Source organism: Allobosea sp. GW823-FHT02B03, from assembly GCF_058797755.1.
The window spans coordinates 37,410-52,510 of record NZ_JBXAJY010000005.1 but is presented as its reverse complement, the minus strand read 5'-3'; the positions used below and the strand labels follow the sequence as shown (position 1 = coordinate 52,510).

At 65.5% G+C, this 15,101-nt stretch carries 14 protein-coding genes; 6 read left to right on the top strand and 8 right to left on the bottom strand.

Features of this window, described 5'->3' with window-relative positions; translation table 11 throughout:
* Positions 1–2: 2 nt before the first annotated feature.
* Complete coding sequence (locus AC1REK_RS17345) at positions 3–953, bottom strand: phosphoribosylaminoimidazolesuccinocarboxamide synthase (protein ID WP_492269082.1); 951 nt, start codon at positions 951–953, stop codon at positions 3–5.
* 319 nt (positions 954–1,272) lie between these two features.
* Between AC1REK_RS17345 and AC1REK_RS17340 the strand changes: the two genes are divergently transcribed.
* Positions 1,273–2,466, top strand: a complete 1,194-nt coding sequence (locus tag AC1REK_RS17340) for a DUF2865 domain-containing protein (protein WP_492269083.1) — start codon at positions 1,273–1,275, stop codon at positions 2,464–2,466.
* Here AC1REK_RS17340 and AC1REK_RS17335 read toward each other — a convergent pair whose 3' ends face one another.
* Complete coding sequence (locus AC1REK_RS17335) at positions 2,467–3,096, bottom strand: HAD hydrolase-like protein (protein WP_492269084.1); 630 nt, start codon at positions 3,094–3,096, stop codon at positions 2,467–2,469. It abuts the gene before it with no gap.
* Between the two features lie 239 nt (positions 3,097–3,335).
* On the opposite strand from AC1REK_RS17335, the gene AC1REK_RS17330 reads away from it, so the two are divergent.
* Positions 3,336–4,658, top strand: a complete 1,323-nt coding sequence (locus AC1REK_RS17330; protein ID WP_316018900.1) for an MFS transporter — start codon at positions 3,336–3,338, stop codon at positions 4,656–4,658.
* 183 nt (positions 4,659–4,841) lie between these two features.
* Here the strand turns inward: AC1REK_RS17330 and lepB are convergent, their stop codons facing one another.
* Both lepB and gltX read right to left on the bottom strand, forming a co-directional pair.
* A complete protein-coding gene (gene lepB, locus AC1REK_RS17325; RefSeq protein ID WP_492273811.1) occupies positions 4,842–5,519 on the bottom strand; it encodes a signal peptidase I in 678 nt (225 codons plus the stop codon).
* A 377-nt stretch (positions 5,520–5,896) separates the two neighbouring features.
* Positions 5,897–7,237: a glutamate--tRNA ligase gene (gltX, locus tag AC1REK_RS17320; protein ID WP_492269086.1), complete on the bottom strand. Its 1,341-nt coding sequence runs from the start codon at positions 7,235–7,237 to the stop codon at positions 5,897–5,899.
* A 137-nt stretch (positions 7,238–7,374) separates the two neighbouring features.
* On the opposite strand from gltX, the gene AC1REK_RS17315 reads away from it, so the two are divergent.
* Positions 7,375–8,154, top strand: a complete 780-nt coding sequence (locus AC1REK_RS17315; RefSeq protein ID WP_492269087.1) for a hypothetical protein — start codon at positions 7,375–7,377, stop codon at positions 8,152–8,154.
* Between the two features lie 239 nt (positions 8,155–8,393).
* Here the strand turns inward: AC1REK_RS17315 and AC1REK_RS17310 are convergent, their stop codons facing one another.
* Together AC1REK_RS17310 and AC1REK_RS17305 are read right to left on the bottom strand one after the other, a co-directional pair.
* Positions 8,394–10,133, bottom strand: coding sequence for an NAD+ synthase (locus AC1REK_RS17310; protein ID WP_492269088.1), 1,740 nt, complete (start codon positions 10,131–10,133; stop codon positions 8,394–8,396).
* Between the two features lie 110 nt (positions 10,134–10,243).
* The gene (locus tag AC1REK_RS17305; RefSeq protein ID WP_492269089.1) at positions 10,244–10,537 is read right to left on the bottom strand and encodes a Dabb family protein; all 294 of its coding nucleotides are present in this window, start codon (positions 10,535–10,537) and stop codon (positions 10,244–10,246) included.
* A 212-nt stretch (positions 10,538–10,749) separates the two neighbouring features.
* On the opposite strand from AC1REK_RS17305, the gene AC1REK_RS17300 reads away from it, so the two are divergent.
* Positions 10,750–11,703 (top strand): outer membrane protein, encoded by a 954-nt coding sequence (locus tag AC1REK_RS17300; RefSeq protein ID WP_492269090.1) that lies wholly within the window; start codon positions 10,750–10,752, stop codon positions 11,701–11,703.
* A 76-nt stretch (positions 11,704–11,779) separates the two neighbouring features.
* On the opposite strand, the gene AC1REK_RS17295 is transcribed toward AC1REK_RS17300, so the two are convergent.
* Positions 11,780–13,165 carry a class II 3-deoxy-7-phosphoheptulonate synthase gene (locus tag AC1REK_RS17295; RefSeq protein WP_316018890.1) on the bottom strand — a complete coding sequence of 462 codons (1,386 nt, stop codon included), beginning with the start codon at positions 13,163–13,165 and terminating at the stop codon, positions 11,780–11,782.
* 262 nt (positions 13,166–13,427) lie between these two features.
* Here AC1REK_RS17295 and AC1REK_RS17290 point away from each other — a divergent pair, with 262 nt between their 5' ends.
* On the top strand, positions 13,428–13,817 hold the full coding sequence (locus AC1REK_RS17290; protein ID WP_492269091.1) for a RidA family protein: 390 nt from the start codon (positions 13,428–13,430) through the stop codon (positions 13,815–13,817).
* Between the two features lie 24 nt (positions 13,818–13,841).
* On the opposite strand, the gene AC1REK_RS17285 is transcribed toward AC1REK_RS17290, so the two are convergent.
* Positions 13,842–14,735, bottom strand: a complete 894-nt coding sequence (locus AC1REK_RS17285; protein WP_492269092.1) for a LysR family transcriptional regulator — start codon at positions 14,733–14,735, stop codon at positions 13,842–13,844.
* Between the two features lie 97 nt (positions 14,736–14,832).
* Here AC1REK_RS17285 and AC1REK_RS17280 point away from each other — a divergent pair, with 97 nt between their 5' ends.
* Positions 14,833–15,048: a hypothetical protein gene (locus AC1REK_RS17280; protein ID WP_492269093.1), complete on the top strand. Its 216-nt coding sequence runs from the start codon at positions 14,833–14,835 to the stop codon at positions 15,046–15,048.
* Positions 15,049–15,101: the final 53 nt, after the last annotated feature.

Below are 15,101 nucleotides of genomic sequence, written 5' to 3'. Positions count from 1 at the left end.
GTTTAGAAATACCCGGCGAGGTTCCGCCTGATCCGCGCCAACGGCGCCTCATCGGCGGGCGGCGGGACGAAGGTTGTCCCCGTGATCGTCTCGAAGGCCTTCACATAGACGGCGGTCGTCTGCGCGATCAGCTCATCCGGGATCGGCGGCAATTCCTCCTTGTAGGGGTCGCAGCGCGCCACCACCCAGTTGCGGACAAAATCCTTGTCGAAGCTCTCAGGCTTCCCGCCGGCGGCGAAGCGCTCCGGATAGCTGCCCGCGAACCAGTAGCGGCTCGAATCCGGCGTATGGATTTCATCGGCGAGCAGGATGTTGCCATCCTTGTCGGTGCCGAATTCGTATTTGGTGTCGGCGAGGATCAGGCCGCGCTCGGCCGCGAGCTTCTGTCCCCGGGCGAACAGCGCCAGTGCATGGTCCGCGACCGTGTCCCATTGCTTCCTGGTCAGAAGGCCGCTGTCGACGATCTCCTGCGCCGAGAGCGGCTCGTCATGGCCACCGTCGAAAGCCTTGCTGGTCGGGGTGATGATCGGCTCGGGCAGCTTTTCATTGTCGCGCATGCCGTCGGGAAAACGCATGCCGTAGATCTCGCGCCTGCCCTCCTTGTAGAGCGTCAGCACCGAGGTGCCGGTGGTGCCGGCGAGATAGCCGCGCACGATCACCTCGACCGGCAGGATATCCAGCCGCTTGCCGACCACGACATTGGGATCGGGGTATTCGAGCACATGGTTGGGGCAGATGTCGGCGGTGTTCTCGAACCAGAAGCGCGCGACCTGCGTCAGCACCTGGCCCTTCAGCGGAATCGCGGCAATGGCGCGGTCGAAGGCGCTGAGCCGGTCGGTCGAGATCAGGATGCGGCGGCCGTCCGGCAGGTCGTAGTTCTCGCGGACCTTGCCGCGATAGTAGTTCGGCAGTTCCGGGATGAACGCCTCGTCGAGCGCTTGATGGAGGGGCATGGTTCGCTTCGCCTGATCGAGGAATGGGCGGGTCTTCTGGTCCGCGCTGCCTTCGCTTCTAATCACATGGCCGCTCGGACACCACCATGCCCTTGCGTCCGGCGGAGCGTTGCATTGAGCCGCGCCCCAAGGAGAACCAGCAGGACGGGCGATTGTCGACATCCCGCAAATGTGCCATCTCGGCCCTCGTCTGGCATACAGATGCGAATCTGCGTGGCTAAGGCTCCATAGTTCCGTCGCCTTTGTGACATGTGCTCAGCGAATGCGCGCCGCCGGCTGCGGCGTCCGATGGCTAACAAGGGTTCAGACGCGTCCTCCGATGATCTTCGCTACGCTCCGACGTCTCCTCGCCCCGGCACTGGCGCTTGCCGCGCTGACCGGTGCAGCCGTCGCGCAATCGCCCGCCTGCAACAACTGGCGTGCGGAACTGGCGAGCCTGCAGGGTCAGCGGGGCGGCGATCCCCGCGCCGCGCAGGCAGCGCAGCGCGTCGCGGGGCAGATCGCCCGGCTCTCCGGACAGTATCGTTCGATGGGCTGCGACCGGGGCGGCTTCCTGTTCTTCGGCGAGCAGGCGCCGCCGCAATGCGGCGGCGTCCGGGCGCAGCTCAGCCAGCTCGAGGCCCAGTACGGTGCCTTGCAGCGGCAGGCGGGTGGCGGCGGCATCGAGCAGCGCCGGGCCCAGCTCGCCGCCCTGATCGACAATAACTGCCGCGAGCAGCGCCGCGGCTTCTTCGAGACGATCTTCGGCATCGAGCCGCGCCGCGGCGAGATCGATTCGACCCTGCCCGAGCTCGACCCGGAGCCGCTCGAGCCCGGCGAGAGCCAGCCGCGCCAGGGCGGCCCCTACAGCGTCTGCGTGCGCACCTGCGACGGCTTCTTCTTCCCGCTCTCCAACAGCCCGGGCGGCCGCGAGAGCCAGGACGAGATGTGCCAGGCGCTCTGCCCGGGCACCGAGACCCTCGCCTTCGGCATGAGCAATGGCGGCGATGTCCAGAACGCGGTCTCGCGCAGCACCGGCACGCCCTATGCCTCGCTGCCCAACGCGTTGAAGTATACCCGCAGCTTCGATGCCGCCTGCACCTGCCGGGCGCCGGGCCAGAGCTGGGCCCAGGCCCTGCAGAATGCCGAGAACCTGATCGAGCAGCGCAAGGGCGACATCATCGTCACCGAGCAGCGTTCGCTGGAGATGTCACGTCCGAAGCCGGAGGCACCGGCCCGCGGCAAGAAGGGCGCCGCCAACGCGCCGGAGGCCAAGCCCGCCCCCGCAGCGCCGGCCCCGACCGTGCTCCAGGCCGCCCCCGGCGACGAGCCGACAGCCGACGCCAATGTGCCGACTGCGAGCACCGAATCCGCCGGCGTCGGGCCGCAGAGGATCGACAGCGAGAAGACGCTGCAGCAGGGCGACGGCGTGAAGCGCGAGAGCAAGAGCGTCACCGGCGAGCGCCGCACGGTGCGGATCGTCGCGCCAAACCTCGCCCCCAATCTCGGCGTCGGCGCGACCGCCCGGCCCTGATCAGGCCGTGAGCTTCGCCAGCAGCTCGCCATAGTCGTCGAAGATCAGGTCAGGCCCGCGCGCCCGGAGCGAGGCGGCGCTGTTGTAGCCGAAGGTCACCGCGCCGGCCGCAATGCCGGCGCGCCTTGCCGCGTCGATGTCGCGGATCTCGTCCCCGATGGCGATGGTCCGTTCCCTCGAAGCCCCTGCCCGGCCGATCACCGCCTTGAACTTGGCGCTCTTGCCCCAGAGCGAGGCGCCGCAGCTGAAATGGCTGACATGGCCGGCTGCCTGCCCCAGCGTGCGGCGTATCGCGTCCTCGCCATTGGAGCTGACGATCGCGACCGTGACATCGCTCGCAACCAGGCGCGCCAGCATGCTCTCGACGCCGGGAAAGAGCCTGACTGCATCACCGGCCTCGGCGCTCAGTCTGCGCATATGCATCGCGATCGCCGGCAGCTTCCATAAGGGCACGCCCAGGCGCGCCATGATCTCGCGCGATTCGAGCCCCCGAAGCTCCTCGGCCTCGTCTTCCGCGACCTCGCGAAACCCGAACTGGCGCGCCGTCTGGTTGAGCACCGAGCAGAACCACGGAAAGCTGTCGGCCAGCGTCCCGTCATAGTCGAAGATCGCAAGGGAGAAGGCGGGCATCGCGGTGATCGGTCTTGGAACTCGTTGACTGGCCCCGTCATTGGGGCCGGGTGCTTTGCCGCAAGGTCATGCAGGCGTCAATGCGACGGGCCGAAAGCCTCGTCCGCGACATGCTGCCAGGGCAGATCTGTCCTGCACAATCTTCATCGCGCGGGCGGAACGTCTGGCGAGCTTGCGCGTTTATGACCCGCGCCTGAGCGATCCGCTCGCTCGGACCGGACTGAGCGCGGAGCAAGGCCATGTCGGAACCGGCAATCACCGCTGATGGCGGCATGGATCTCGCGGACACCGGCAGGCGCCTCAAGGCGATCTTCATCGGCTCCGTCGGCAATCTCGTCGAATGGTACGATTTCTACGCCTACACCGCCTTCGCGCTGTACTTCGCGCCGCACTTTTTCCCCTCCAGCGATCCCGTGGTGCAGCAGCTCAATGCCGCCACGCTCTTCGCCGCCGGCTTCATCGTGCGTCCGCTCGGTGGCTGGCTCTTCGGCCATCTCGCCGACCGCTATGGCCGCCGTCTCTCGCTGACGCTCTCGGTCGTGATGATGTGCTTCGGCTCACTGATCATCGCGGTGACGCCGACCTATGCCAGCATCGGCTTCGCCGCGCCGGTGATGCTGGCTCTGGCGCGGGTGATCGAAGGCCTCAGCCTCGGCGGGGAGTACGGGGCGAGTGCCACCTATCTCACCGAGATCGCCCATCCCGACCATCGCGGCTTCTATTCGAGCTTCCAGTACGTCACGCTGATCGGCGGCCAGCTCACCGCGATCCTGGTGCTGCTGCTCCTGCAGAACGTCTTCCTGACGCATGAGCAACTGGTGGAATGGGGCTGGCGCATCCCCTTCGTGATCGGCGCCCTGCTCGCGATCACCGCGATGTTCATGCGCCGGCACATGCACGAGACCGAGGCCTTCGTCGAAGCCAAGAAGGCCGGGCCGAAGAAGGAGAGCTCGCTGCGCGGGCTCCTTCGCTACCCGCGCGAGGTCGCGATCGTAGTCGGCCTCACGGCCGGCGGCACCGCCGCCTTCTACACCTTCACCACCTATATGCAGACCTTCGTGAAGCAGACGGTCGGCCTCTCCGACATCACCACCACCTATGTCATCGCGGGATCGCTGATCTTCGCGCTGATCCTGCAGCCGATCTATGGCTGGATCTCCGACCGGATTGGCCGCAAGCCTCTGCTGATCTTCTTCGGCCTTGCCGGCGCGCTGCTGACCGTGCCGATCCTGACGACGCTCTCGCACACCAAATCGCCCTGGACCGCCTTCCTGCTGATCGCCGGGGCCTGGGTCTTCGTCGCCGGCTACACCTCGATCAACGCGGTGGTGAAGGCGGAACTGTTCCCGACCTCGATCAGGGCGACCGGCGTCGCCCTGCCCTATGCGGTGACGGTCTCGATCTTCGGCGGCACGGCCCCCGCGATCGCCCTGTTCTTCAAGCAGCAGGGCCACGAGCAATGGTTCTACTACTACCTCGCCGGCATGATCTTCATCTCGCTGCTGGTCTACGCCACGATGCGCGACACCAAGCATGAGTCGGCGATGCACCGTCATGATTGAGGGGGAGGACGCGCAATCTTGGGCCTGAATGGCCGAGAGCAGTAATAAGGCGCCACTGCTTATCGCGATGCTTGTCCTATAATCCAACGGCCAGCGAAGACCGGAGCAGGCCAGCGTTGTCTGGGGAGCAGACCTCACGCCATCGCCAAGGAGGAATATCTTTAACCAAGCGGCACACCAAGATCAAAGTCCTGGAACCGAACTCTCCGCAACAAGCCAAGCGGGATTCTGCCAAAATCGATAGACTACGCGACCGACAATATCGGCCACCGGCACGAAACCTTGATTGGGATCTCTGCTGTCCAACGAACGGTCGCGATTGTCCCCCACGACAAAAAGCGAACTTTCAGGCACTGAAAAAATACCAACATTGTCAAAGAAACCGCTGTCGCCGTCTGCTTCGATAATTCTGTAGGCCACTCCGCCAGGAAGCGTCTCTTCATACTGCGGCACGGAAAAAGGCCATCCTCTGGGACTTATGCCGGAATAGGCGGCAAGCGACAGGCGCGGGACGGTCACCCCATCAATAACAAGCCGGCCCCTCACCGTACTGACTTTTTCTCCGGGCATGCCGACAACCCTGAATATTCGCCTTGATCCGTCAGGGCCTATTACAAGTATGTCGCCACGCTTCGGCAGTTGGCGAGCAGGGCGCAAATCGACCAGCACGGAATCCCCCGCTTGCAGCGTTGGCTCCATGTTTCCGCTCGCAATTGAAAAGCTACGTGCGGGGATCCCTGCTGCCACGAAACGCCTCGCTATTGCCAATCCGGCGGCGAGGTCTTCTGGACTCTGCGCGGGAACATTCGACACGCAGACGCTGCCGCATGCGCCAATGAGCAGCGATCGCCGGCTGAGCATGCCACCCCCCATCAGGCACAATGAGAGCAAAACGGGACGCCGCAATCTAGCAGTGCATTCTAAGACAATGCAACGATCAGTACGCATTGACGGTAACATTCGCCAGCCTGCCGACAGTTGCCGGAACACGCGACGCAGACCGCTCTTGGTAGTCGAGACATTCTTCAAATTGGGAAGTCAGCTCGTCATCGCCGAGCTTTGCGAGGGCGCTGCGGAGATTGAAGCCCAGTCTCAGGCACGTCTCCGCGCGCTTCGGTCAAGAGAACCGCGAAGCACTTCATCTCATATCTTAAATGACTGTCTGGAACTTATCTCGCAGCTAGCGTCCGCGACGGATCGACTTCGGCTGTTCAGAAAATCCGGCAATGAGCCGGACCTCAGGCCACCTCGCCCGCCAGCCGCTTCAGCGCCTTCTCGCGTCCGATCAGCGGCAGCAGGGCCGCGAGCTCGGGGCCGTGGTCTAGCCCGGTCAGCGCTTGGCGCAGCGGCATGAACAGCGCCTTGCCCTTGGCCCCTGTCGCTGCGGCGACCGCCTGCGTCCAGCTCTTCCAGGTCGTCTGATCGAAGGGTTCTTCCGGCAACAGCGCCCCGGCAGCTGCCGCGAAGGCGGGGTCGGCGATCCCTGGCGTGATCGGCCCTTCGACAACCCGCCACCACTCAGCGGCATCGCTCAGCCGCGCGAGATTGCCGCGCACCGCCAGCCAGAACGGCTCAGTCGCGGGAATGCCGAGCGCCGCCAGACGATCGGCGACTGCTGCGAACCCGAAATGATGCAGCGTCCTCGCCGAAAGCGCGTCGAGCTCATGCTCGTCGAACTTCGCCGGGGCGCGCGAGACATGGGCGAGCTCGACCAGCCCAGCGAGCTCGTCGAGCCTCGCCACGGGGCGCACCGCATCGGAGGTGCCGGTCAGCACCGCCAGCGCCGCAACCGCGAGCGGCTCGACGCCGGCCTCGCGCAAGCCCCTGAGCGAGAGATGGCCGAGGCGCTTGGAGAGCCCCTCGCCGCTCGCCGTGGTCAAGAGATTGTGATGGCCGAAGATCGGCAGCGCGCCGCCGAGCGCCTGGATGATCTGGATCTGCACCGCCGTGTTGGTGACGTGGTCCTCGCCGCGGATGACATGGGTGATGCCCATGTCGACATCGTCGACCACCGAAGGCAGCGTATAGGGATAGGTGCCGTCCTCGCGGACCAGGACGGGGTCGGAGAGCGAGGCGCAGTCGACATGCGAGGGGCCGCGCACCAGATCGTTCCAGCCGATCTCCTCCCAATCGAGCAGGAAGCGCCAGTGCGGCTTGCGGCCCTCGGCCTCCAGCGCCGCCCGCTCGGCCGCCGTCAGCTTCAGCGCGGCGCGGTCATAGATCGGGGGCAATCCGCGCGCGAGCTGGCGCTTGCGGCGGCGATCGAGTTCGTCGGCACTCTCATAGCAGGGGTAGAGCCGCCCGGCGGCACGCAGGCGCTCAGCCGCCTCGTCGTACAGGGCGAGCCGTTCCGACTGCTTGATGCAGGCATCGGGCCTGACGCCGAGCCAGGCGAGATCCTCAGGGATCGCCGCGGCGAATTCGGGCTTCGAGCGCGCCTTGTCGGTATCGTCGTAGCGCAGCAGGAAACGCCCGCCATGCCGCATGGCGAAGAGCCAGTTGAACATGATCGAGCGGGCGTTGCCGATGTGGAGATAGCCGGTCGGCGACGGCGCGGTGCGGACGAAGGGTGCGGTCATGGCCGGCGCTTGTCGCGCGGGACGGGCGCAAGAGCAAGGGCATCTCCGTTTCGTGCTGTCGGAGCCGTCGACAGGCGCCCAGATTGACGCAAGGTTAGAAGCGGAGGGTGACGGGCTGTCTGCGCGAGGAGGCGAGGATGAGCATCACGGCTTCGGTCGGGCTCGGCGGCAAGAACACGGTTCCCGATACGCGTCTGGTCCAGGCGATGATCAATCCGCATGCGGTGGCGCTCGGCATCGAGCTGCTCGAGGTCGACGGAGACTGTGGACCGCTGACCCGCGGCGGCATCCGGCGCTACCAGCAGGTCTTCCTCAAGATCGCGAACCCGGATTCGCGGGTCGACCCGGGCGGCAAGACCTTCCTGCATATGGCCAGCAATCCGGCTCCGGCAGGGGTCGTGGTCAGCGCCATGCGCTTGCCGGTGAAGCTCAAGCCGGGCGACTTCCTGCAGGTACCGGTGGTGATGGATCCGGCCGACGGCACGGTTCAGGACGCCTACACAGCCTTCGAATACGAGATCTTCGACAAGGGTGCCCGCATGGTCGGGACGGACTATGCCTTCGGCGTGCCCAACGAGATCGAGGTATGGCCGAGTGCGCAGGTCAGGATCGGCGTGACGCTGACCGCGCCCCTGCTGGCTCACGAACAGTTCCACTACGATGTCGGCTATGTCGTCTGCCGGGCGCTGGCGCACCAGCTCACCATCGCCCGCGCCCCGACGATCGGCGGGCTGGTGACGCAGCTCAGCAGCCTCGTCGACCTGCACATCAAGCGCCGCGTCAAGCTGATCCAGCGCCGCTACGACATCGACACCCAGCACGGCCAGAACGCCAAGTACCAGCGCATCTGGCTCGACCGCATGACCGCCTGCATCGCCAACCCCGCGGCCAACCAGATCGGCGGATTCTGGCTGTAGCGGCAAGCGCTTCGCCGTCCTTCCGAGCAGGCCGCAGGTCTGAGCCCGGAACCCATGAACACGACGCTGCTCCAGATCGTCATGCTCGCCCTTGTGGCGAGCATCCACGTCTTGAACACTACATTCGGTGAAAGAAGGCGTGGATGGTCGGGACAAGCCCGACCTCGGAAAGGTCAGTGTTCATGGGTTCCGGGCTCGCCGCTACGCGGCACCCCGGAATGATGGCGTGTTTCCCCGGCTCAGAAATCGAAGCTCTCGCCGCCCGCCTTGCAGACGCCCTTGACCAGCGTTGGATCGGGCTTGTGCGCGCCGTTGCCGGGGTCGCGGAAGCCGTTGACGATCGGGTAGCGGCGGTCGCGGCCGAAATTCTTGCGGGTCACCTTGACGCCCGGGGCCGCCTGGCGCCGCTTGTACTCGGCGAGGTAGAGCAGCCGCTCGACCTTTTTCACGGTCTCGAGGTCGTGGCCGCGGGCGACGATATCGGACAGCCGCATCTCGTGCTCGATCAGGCAGGCGAGGATATCGTCGAGCACCTCGTAGGGCGGCAGCGAATCCTGATCCTTCTGGTTGTCGCGCAGTTCGGCCGATGGCGGCTTGACGATGATGTTTTCAGGGATCACCTCACCGTCCGGCCCGAGCGCGCCGACCGGCTTCCAGCGGTTGCGCAGCGCGGAGAGGCGGAACACCTCGGTCTTGTAGAGATCCTTGATCGGGTTGTAGCCACCGTTCATGTCGCCATAGAGCGTGGCATAGCCGCAGGACATCTCGGACTTGTTGCCGGTGGTCACCACCATCGGCCCGAACTTGTTGGAAATCGACATCAGCAGCGTGCCGCGCACCCTACTCTGCAGATTCTCCTCGGTGATGCCGCGATTGGTGCCGGCGAAGAGTTCGGACAGCGCGCTCTCGAAACCCTCGACCGGCTCGGCGATCGGCACGATCTCATAAGCCACGCCGAGCGCATCGGCGCAGGCCTTGGCGTCGTCGAGGCTCTCCTGCGAGGTGAAGCGATAGGGCATCATCACACAGCGCACGCGCTCCGCGCCGAGTGCATCGACCGCCATCGCCGCGCAGATGGCGGAATCGATACCGCCGGAGAGGCCAAGCACGACACCGGGGAAGCGGTTCTTCTCGACATAATCGCGCAAGCCGAGGACGCAGGCCGAATAGTCGGCCTCGTCGCCGCTCTCCACAGCGGCGACCTCGCCGGGCAGGCAGTGCCAGCCCTCAGGCGTGCGCGCCCACTGCGTCACCACCAGCGCCTCGCGGAAGGCCGGCAACTGATGGGCGAAGCTGCGGTCGGCATTGAGAACGAAGGAGGCGCCTTCGAAGACGAGTTCGTCCTGGCCGCCGAGCTGATTGAGATAGACCATTGGCAGGCCGCTCTCGACGACGCGGGCGACGGCGACGTTGAGCCTTTCCTCGATCACGCTGCGGCGGAAGGGCGAGCCGTTCGGCACCAGCAGGATCTCGCCGCCGGTCTCGGCGATGCACTCGACGACCTCGTCGCTCCAGATGTCCTCGCAGATCGGGATGCCCAGGCGGATATGGTTGCGGAAGACCACCGGCCCGGGCAGCGGGCCGGGCTCGAACACCCGCTTCTCATCGAAGACGCCGTAATTCGGCAGATCGACCTTGAAGCGCACCGACTGGATCAGGCCGCCGTCGAGCAGCGCATAGGCGTTGTAGAGCTTGCCGTCCTCGAGCCAGGGCAGGCCGAGGAGCAGGGCCGGGCCGCCATCGGCGGTCTCGCGCGCCAGCTCCTCGCAGGCCTTGCGGCAGGCGTCCTGGAAAGCCGGCTTCAGCACCAGATCCTCCGGCGGATAGGCCGAGAGGAAGAGTTCCGAGAACATCACCAGGTCGGCCCCGAGCGCAGCCGCGTCCCGCCTTGCGGCTCGGACCTTCTCGGCATTGCCGGCGACGTCGCCGACGGTCGGGTTGAGCTGGGCCAGGGCCAGGCGGAAGGAGGTCGCGGTCATGACCCGGATTTAGCCTGCGGACGATAGAGCGGCAACGGCAGCACGTGCGTGCGGGTCTGCGTTTGAGCGCTGCCTGCCCTCCCCTCCACCCGGGCTCGCCGGGCCGCAACTCAGCTCAATGTCGAACGGAAATCGGCCGAGTAGCGCAACTCGCGCATCGGACGGACCAGCCGGGTGGTCTCGTCATAGATCGGATGCGCCTTGTAGGCGGCAAGCGCCGCCTCGTCGGCGAACTCGCCATAGACGACGATATCGATGTCGTTGCCGTAGGGGTCGATCTTGCCGTTGGCGACGACCTCGAAGGCGAGCGAATGCGGAATTTCGCCGAGGCGGCGGAGCGCATGGAGGATCGTTTCGCGCTTCGCGGGGTCCTTTGCCGTGAAGAACACGATGTGACGTAGCATTGTCTCGTTCCCGAACTCACAAGGCCGGCCACGCCGGCTTTCCGGCGGTCTGGTTAGCGGCCAGCCTCCTGAGTCGTCGATGCGGCCTGAGAGCCCAGCTCGTAACCGCGCTGAATCTCGCAACGTTAACCCGGTATTAGGGTTACCATTGGATGAATATCGCTCGGGCAATGCGAAAAGGGCCATCTCGGCCGTGCCCGGGGGAGATCAAGATGCATATCCGTTCCGTTGCATCGGCGCTGGGTGTTGCGGCGCTCGGAATGTCGCTGACCGCCATGCAGGCCCATGCGGCGGACTATCCCGTACTCCGCGGCTCTCAGATCTCGGACACGCCGCCGCCGCCGGATTTCCTCTCCGGAACCGCCAACTGGTCCGGCTTCTATGTCGGCGGCACTGCGGGCTACGTCAGCGGGCAGTTCGACGCCTTCAAGCAGTCGGACGCCCTGGCACATCAGGCTTTTGGAAACCTGCTCATCAAAGATGCTGCCGTGGACCTCTTGCGCTTCGGCAAGGCGAGCAACGACAAGATGAACTTCGGCGGGTTTATCGGCTATAATTTTCAGTTCGGTGATACTATCCTTGGCATCGAGGCCGAATACATCCGAACGAACATCCAGACGGACCAACGCGGCAGCGTCTCGCGCATTTACACCAACCTCTTCCCCACTACGATCCCTGCGGCGCCGAATGTCGAGCCGGTCAATACACAGACAGCAGTGACCGTAGACGGGCATTCGGCCACCAAGATCGACGACCTTGCGATCTTCAAGGCACGCGCGGGCTATGCCTTCGGCAACTTCATGCCCTTCGCGAACATCGGCCTTGCGGTCGGGCGCATCAGCACCAATGGCCGCATGCGCCAGAGCCACACGACCGGCGAGAACTTCGGATTCTTCAACACGGTAACCGGTCCCACGGGAACAGTGACGCGCACGACCTATGCTGGTCCCGGCCGGATCGCGCGCCCGGATGCTTCCGGCAGCTCGGAAGCGAGCGTCATTTCTTCCGGCTACGTGCCCGGCTTCGCCGTCGGCGGCGGCCTTGAAGCCCTGCTCGCCGAGAACCTGCTCCTGCGTGCGGAATTCACCCGCATCTACTTCGCGAGCTACAAGGGCGTCGATGCGATCGTCGACTCGGCGCGCGTCGGCGCCGGCCTGAAGTTCTGATCTTCAAGGCACAGCTTGAACAAGAAGGGCCGCAGCAACGCTGCGGCCCTGTTTCGTTGGCGAGGAAGTTCGCGGGCTACTCCGCAGCCTCGACCTCGGGCCTCGCCCGCCCTGCCCGCTCACGCTTGACGAGCTCGGCGACAAGGAAGGCCATCTCCAGCGCCTGCTCGGCATTGAGACGCGGATCGCAGACCGTGTGGTAGCGGTCGTTGAGATCGGCGTCGGTCATGCCGCGCGCGCCGCCGGTGCATTCGGTGACGTTCTTGCCGGTCATCTCGAGATGGATGCCGCCGGCATGCGTGCCCTCGGCTTGGTGGACGGCGAAGAAGTTCTTCACCTCGGTCAGGATCAGGTCGAAGGGCCGGGTCTTGTAGCCGCTCGCCGCCTTAACGGTGTTGCCGTGCATCGGATCGCACGACCAGACGACATTGCGGCCTTCCCGCTTGGTGGCGCGCACCAAAGCCGGCAGATGATCGAAGACCTTGTCGGCGCCGAAGCGGGCGATCAGCGTCAGGCGGCCCGGCTGATTCTGCGGATCGAGCGCGTCGATCAGCTTGAGCAGCTCGTCCGGCTTCAGCGACGGGCCGCATTTCAGGCCGATCGGGTTACGGATACCGCGGAAGAACTCGACATGGGCGTGGTCGAGCTGGCGCGTACGGTCGCCGATCCAGACCATATGGCCGGAGGTGTCGTACCACTCGCCGGTGGTCGAGTCCGTGCGCGTCATCGCCTGCTCGTAGCCGAGCAGCAGCGCCTCGTGGCTGGTGTAGAAATCCGTCGTGCGCATCTCGGGATGCGTCTCGGGATCGATGCCGATGGCGCGCATGAAGTCGAGCGCCTCGGTGATGCGCCCCGCGACTTCCTGATAACGGCCCGACTGCGGGCTGTCCTTGACGAAGCCGAGCATCCAGCGATGCGCATTGTCGAGATTGGCGTAGCCGCCGGTCGCGAAGGCGCGGATCAGGTTCAGCGTCGCCGCCGACTGGCGATAGGCCTCGAGCTGACGGCGCGGGTCCGGGATCCGGGACTCGGCCGTGAACTCGTTGTCGTTGATGATGTCGCCCTTATAGCTCGGCAGCTCGACGCCGCCGATCGTCTCGGTCGGAGCCGAGCGCGGCTTGGCGAACTGGCCGGCGATGCGGCCGACCTTCACCACCGGCGAGCCGCCGGCGAAGGTCAGGACCACCGCCATCTGCAGGAACAGCCGGAAGAAGTCGCGGATGTTGTCGGCGGAATGTTCGCCGAAGCTCTCGGCGCAGTCGCCGCCCTGGAGGAGGAAGGCCTCACCGGCAGCGACCTTGCTCAACGCCCGTTTGAGCTTGCGCGCCTCGCCTGCAAAAACGAGCGGCGGAAAGCCGGCGAGCTGCTGCTCAACCGCCTTCAAGGCTGCCTGGTCCGGATAATCCGGCATCTGCTGGACGGGCTTTGCCCTCCAGCTCTCGGGCGTCCACCGCTCGGACATCATAGTGCTCCTGATTTCACAAATCGCGCCTGCGTTAACCTCTTCTGAAGCGCGAAGGGCGGCCTATACACCCGCAAGTGGCCGCTGACCACCGTTACGGCAAGCAACACCCGGCAACATCTGCGCCAGGCGTGTGAAAGACCGAGATATGTCAGGCTCTTGGTGCCATCGGCTGAAATCGCGATTCAGGTGCCTGAAAGACTGATTCAACCCATTCAAGCATCGATCCAACCAGCTCCACGCCAGAACAGGACGACCGACCATGCCCAAGCGCAGCGTTTCCTCCGACCGCGTCTACAAGAGCCGGCTGCCCTTCGCCCAGGCGACGATCGCCGGCGACTTCATGTTCGTCTGCTGCGTCGGCGCGGACCTGCAGGGGAACTACGCGACCGGCGATGCGAGGCGGCAGACGCAGCAGTGCATCGACAACATCAAGGCCCTGCTCGAAGAGGCCGGGGCGAGCCTGAAGGACGTCGTCAAGTGCACGGTCTACGTCACCGACCGGGCCTATTGGGAGCCGATGAACGAGGTCTACTTCGCGAACTTCGCGGAGGAGCCACCGCACCGCGTCTCCTGCATCGTCAACGGCCTGGGTTCGCCCGACTGCCTCGTCGAGATCGACGCGACCGCCTATCTCGGCAAGGCGGTTTGAGCGGAAGGCCTGCGCGCGGCCGGCTCAGCCCTCGCGCGCTTCCTTGAGCACCCAGTCGCGGAACAGGCGGATCTTGCGGGAGTTGCGGCGCCTCGTCGGATAGGTCAGCCAGTAGTCCTGTCCATCGCGCAGCATCACGTCGAAGGGCTGGACCAGCACGCCCTGGTTCAGCTCTCGCCGGAAGAAGGCCGGCTGCGCCATCACCGCCCCGTTTCCGGCCAGCGCTGCGGTCACCTCGAACTGCTGCACGACGAGATCGATCCGCGCTTCGGAAGCCGTATCAGCCGTCGGAGCCCCTGCCGCGGCAAACCAGCCGGCCCAGGCCTTCGGGCAGCCGAAATGCGGCACCGCCACGAGATCTGCGGGCTGCGCGGCACGGCCTAGATGCCGGAACAGCCCTGGACCACAGAGCGGAGTGTACTCATTGGTCATCAGCCAGTGCGCCTCCAGCCTCGGCCATTGCCCGCTACCGCGCCGGATGACGACGTCGCAATCGTCGACCTCCGGCTGGCGCTGGCTCACCTGAGGAACCAGCCGGATGGCGAGACTGGGATTGGCGCATTGGAACAGGCCGAGCCGCGGGGCCAGCCAGTTGGCCGCGAACGTCGGCAGCGCCTGTACCGAAAGCACTCCTTCGGCTGTCTCGGTGAGCGCGGCGAAGGCGCCGCGCAGGCCATCGAACGCGTCGGTAACCGCATCTCCCAGCCTTTCGCCGATCTCGGTCAGGACGACGCCGCGCGGCCGGCGTCGGAACAGCGGCGCCCCGAGCCGCTCCTCCAGCAGCTTGATCTGATAGCTCACCGCGGCCTGCGTCATGCCGAGCTCAGCCGCGGCAAGGGTGAAGCTGCCATGCCGCACCGCGGCCTCGAAGGCCCGCACGGCACTCAGCGGCGGCAAGCCGATCGCCAGATCAGACATCAGCTGTCCTTATGTGTCGGGCGTGAAAACCGGTTTGTCCGCGGCGCCCTCGATCGGCATTCCCTAACGAAAGCACGACTTTCCCGGGAGCCGAACGATGACGGCCGAGATTAGCAGAAAAAACGGATATGTCAGCCTTATGCCGGCCCTGTGGCTGCGCTGGGCCCGGTTCCTGGGGCACGCGCAGGGGCGCAAGGTCGCGCTCGACGAGCGCTTCGAGCCGGATGGGCTGAGCGCGCATATCAGCCGCGACATCGGCCTGAACGACGCAAGCCTGCTTTATGACAGCCGGCGCTCTGACCGCGAGCCGTGACGCCGCGCGTACCGCCCAGCGCTCGTCCCGCGGCAGGGAGCCGACATCTCGAA

Bases quoted from the DNA above. Each gene is read 5' to 3' on its own strand.
- AC1REK_RS17345 (WP_492269082.1), bottom strand. From the start codon at position 953: ATGCCCCTCCATCAAGCGCTCGACGAGGCGTTCATCCCGGAACTGCCG.
- AC1REK_RS17340 (WP_492269083.1), top strand. From the start codon at position 1,273: ATGATCTTCGCTACGCTCCGACGTCTCCTCGCCCCGGCACTGGCGCTT.
- AC1REK_RS17335 (WP_492269084.1), bottom strand. From the start codon at position 3,096: ATGCCCGCCTTCTCCCTTGCGATCTTCGACTATGACGGGACGCTGGCC.
- AC1REK_RS17330 (WP_316018900.1), top strand. From the start codon at position 3,336: ATGTCGGAACCGGCAATCACCGCTGATGGCGGCATGGATCTCGCGGAC.
- lepB (WP_492273811.1), bottom strand. From the start codon at position 5,519: ATGCTCAGCCGGCGATCGCTGCTCATTGGCGCATGCGGCAGCGTCTGC.
- gltX (WP_492269086.1), bottom strand. From the start codon at position 7,237: ATGACCGCACCCTTCGTCCGCACCGCGCCGTCGCCGACCGGCTATCTC.
- AC1REK_RS17315 (WP_492269087.1), top strand. From the start codon at position 7,375: ATGAGCATCACGGCTTCGGTCGGGCTCGGCGGCAAGAACACGGTTCCC.
- AC1REK_RS17310 (WP_492269088.1), bottom strand. From the start codon at position 10,133: ATGACCGCGACCTCCTTCCGCCTGGCCCTGGCCCAGCTCAACCCGACC.
- AC1REK_RS17305 (WP_492269089.1), bottom strand. From the start codon at position 10,537: ATGCTACGTCACATCGTGTTCTTCACGGCAAAGGACCCCGCGAAGCGC.
- AC1REK_RS17300 (WP_492269090.1), top strand. From the start codon at position 10,750: ATGCATATCCGTTCCGTTGCATCGGCGCTGGGTGTTGCGGCGCTCGGA.
- AC1REK_RS17295 (WP_316018890.1), bottom strand. From the start codon at position 13,165: ATGTCCGAGCGGTGGACGCCCGAGAGCTGGAGGGCAAAGCCCGTCCAG.
- AC1REK_RS17290 (WP_492269091.1), top strand. From the start codon at position 13,428: ATGCCCAAGCGCAGCGTTTCCTCCGACCGCGTCTACAAGAGCCGGCTG.
- AC1REK_RS17285 (WP_492269092.1), bottom strand. From the start codon at position 14,735: ATGTCTGATCTGGCGATCGGCTTGCCGCCGCTGAGTGCCGTGCGGGCC.
- AC1REK_RS17280 (WP_492269093.1), top strand. From the start codon at position 14,833: ATGACGGCCGAGATTAGCAGAAAAAACGGATATGTCAGCCTTATGCCG.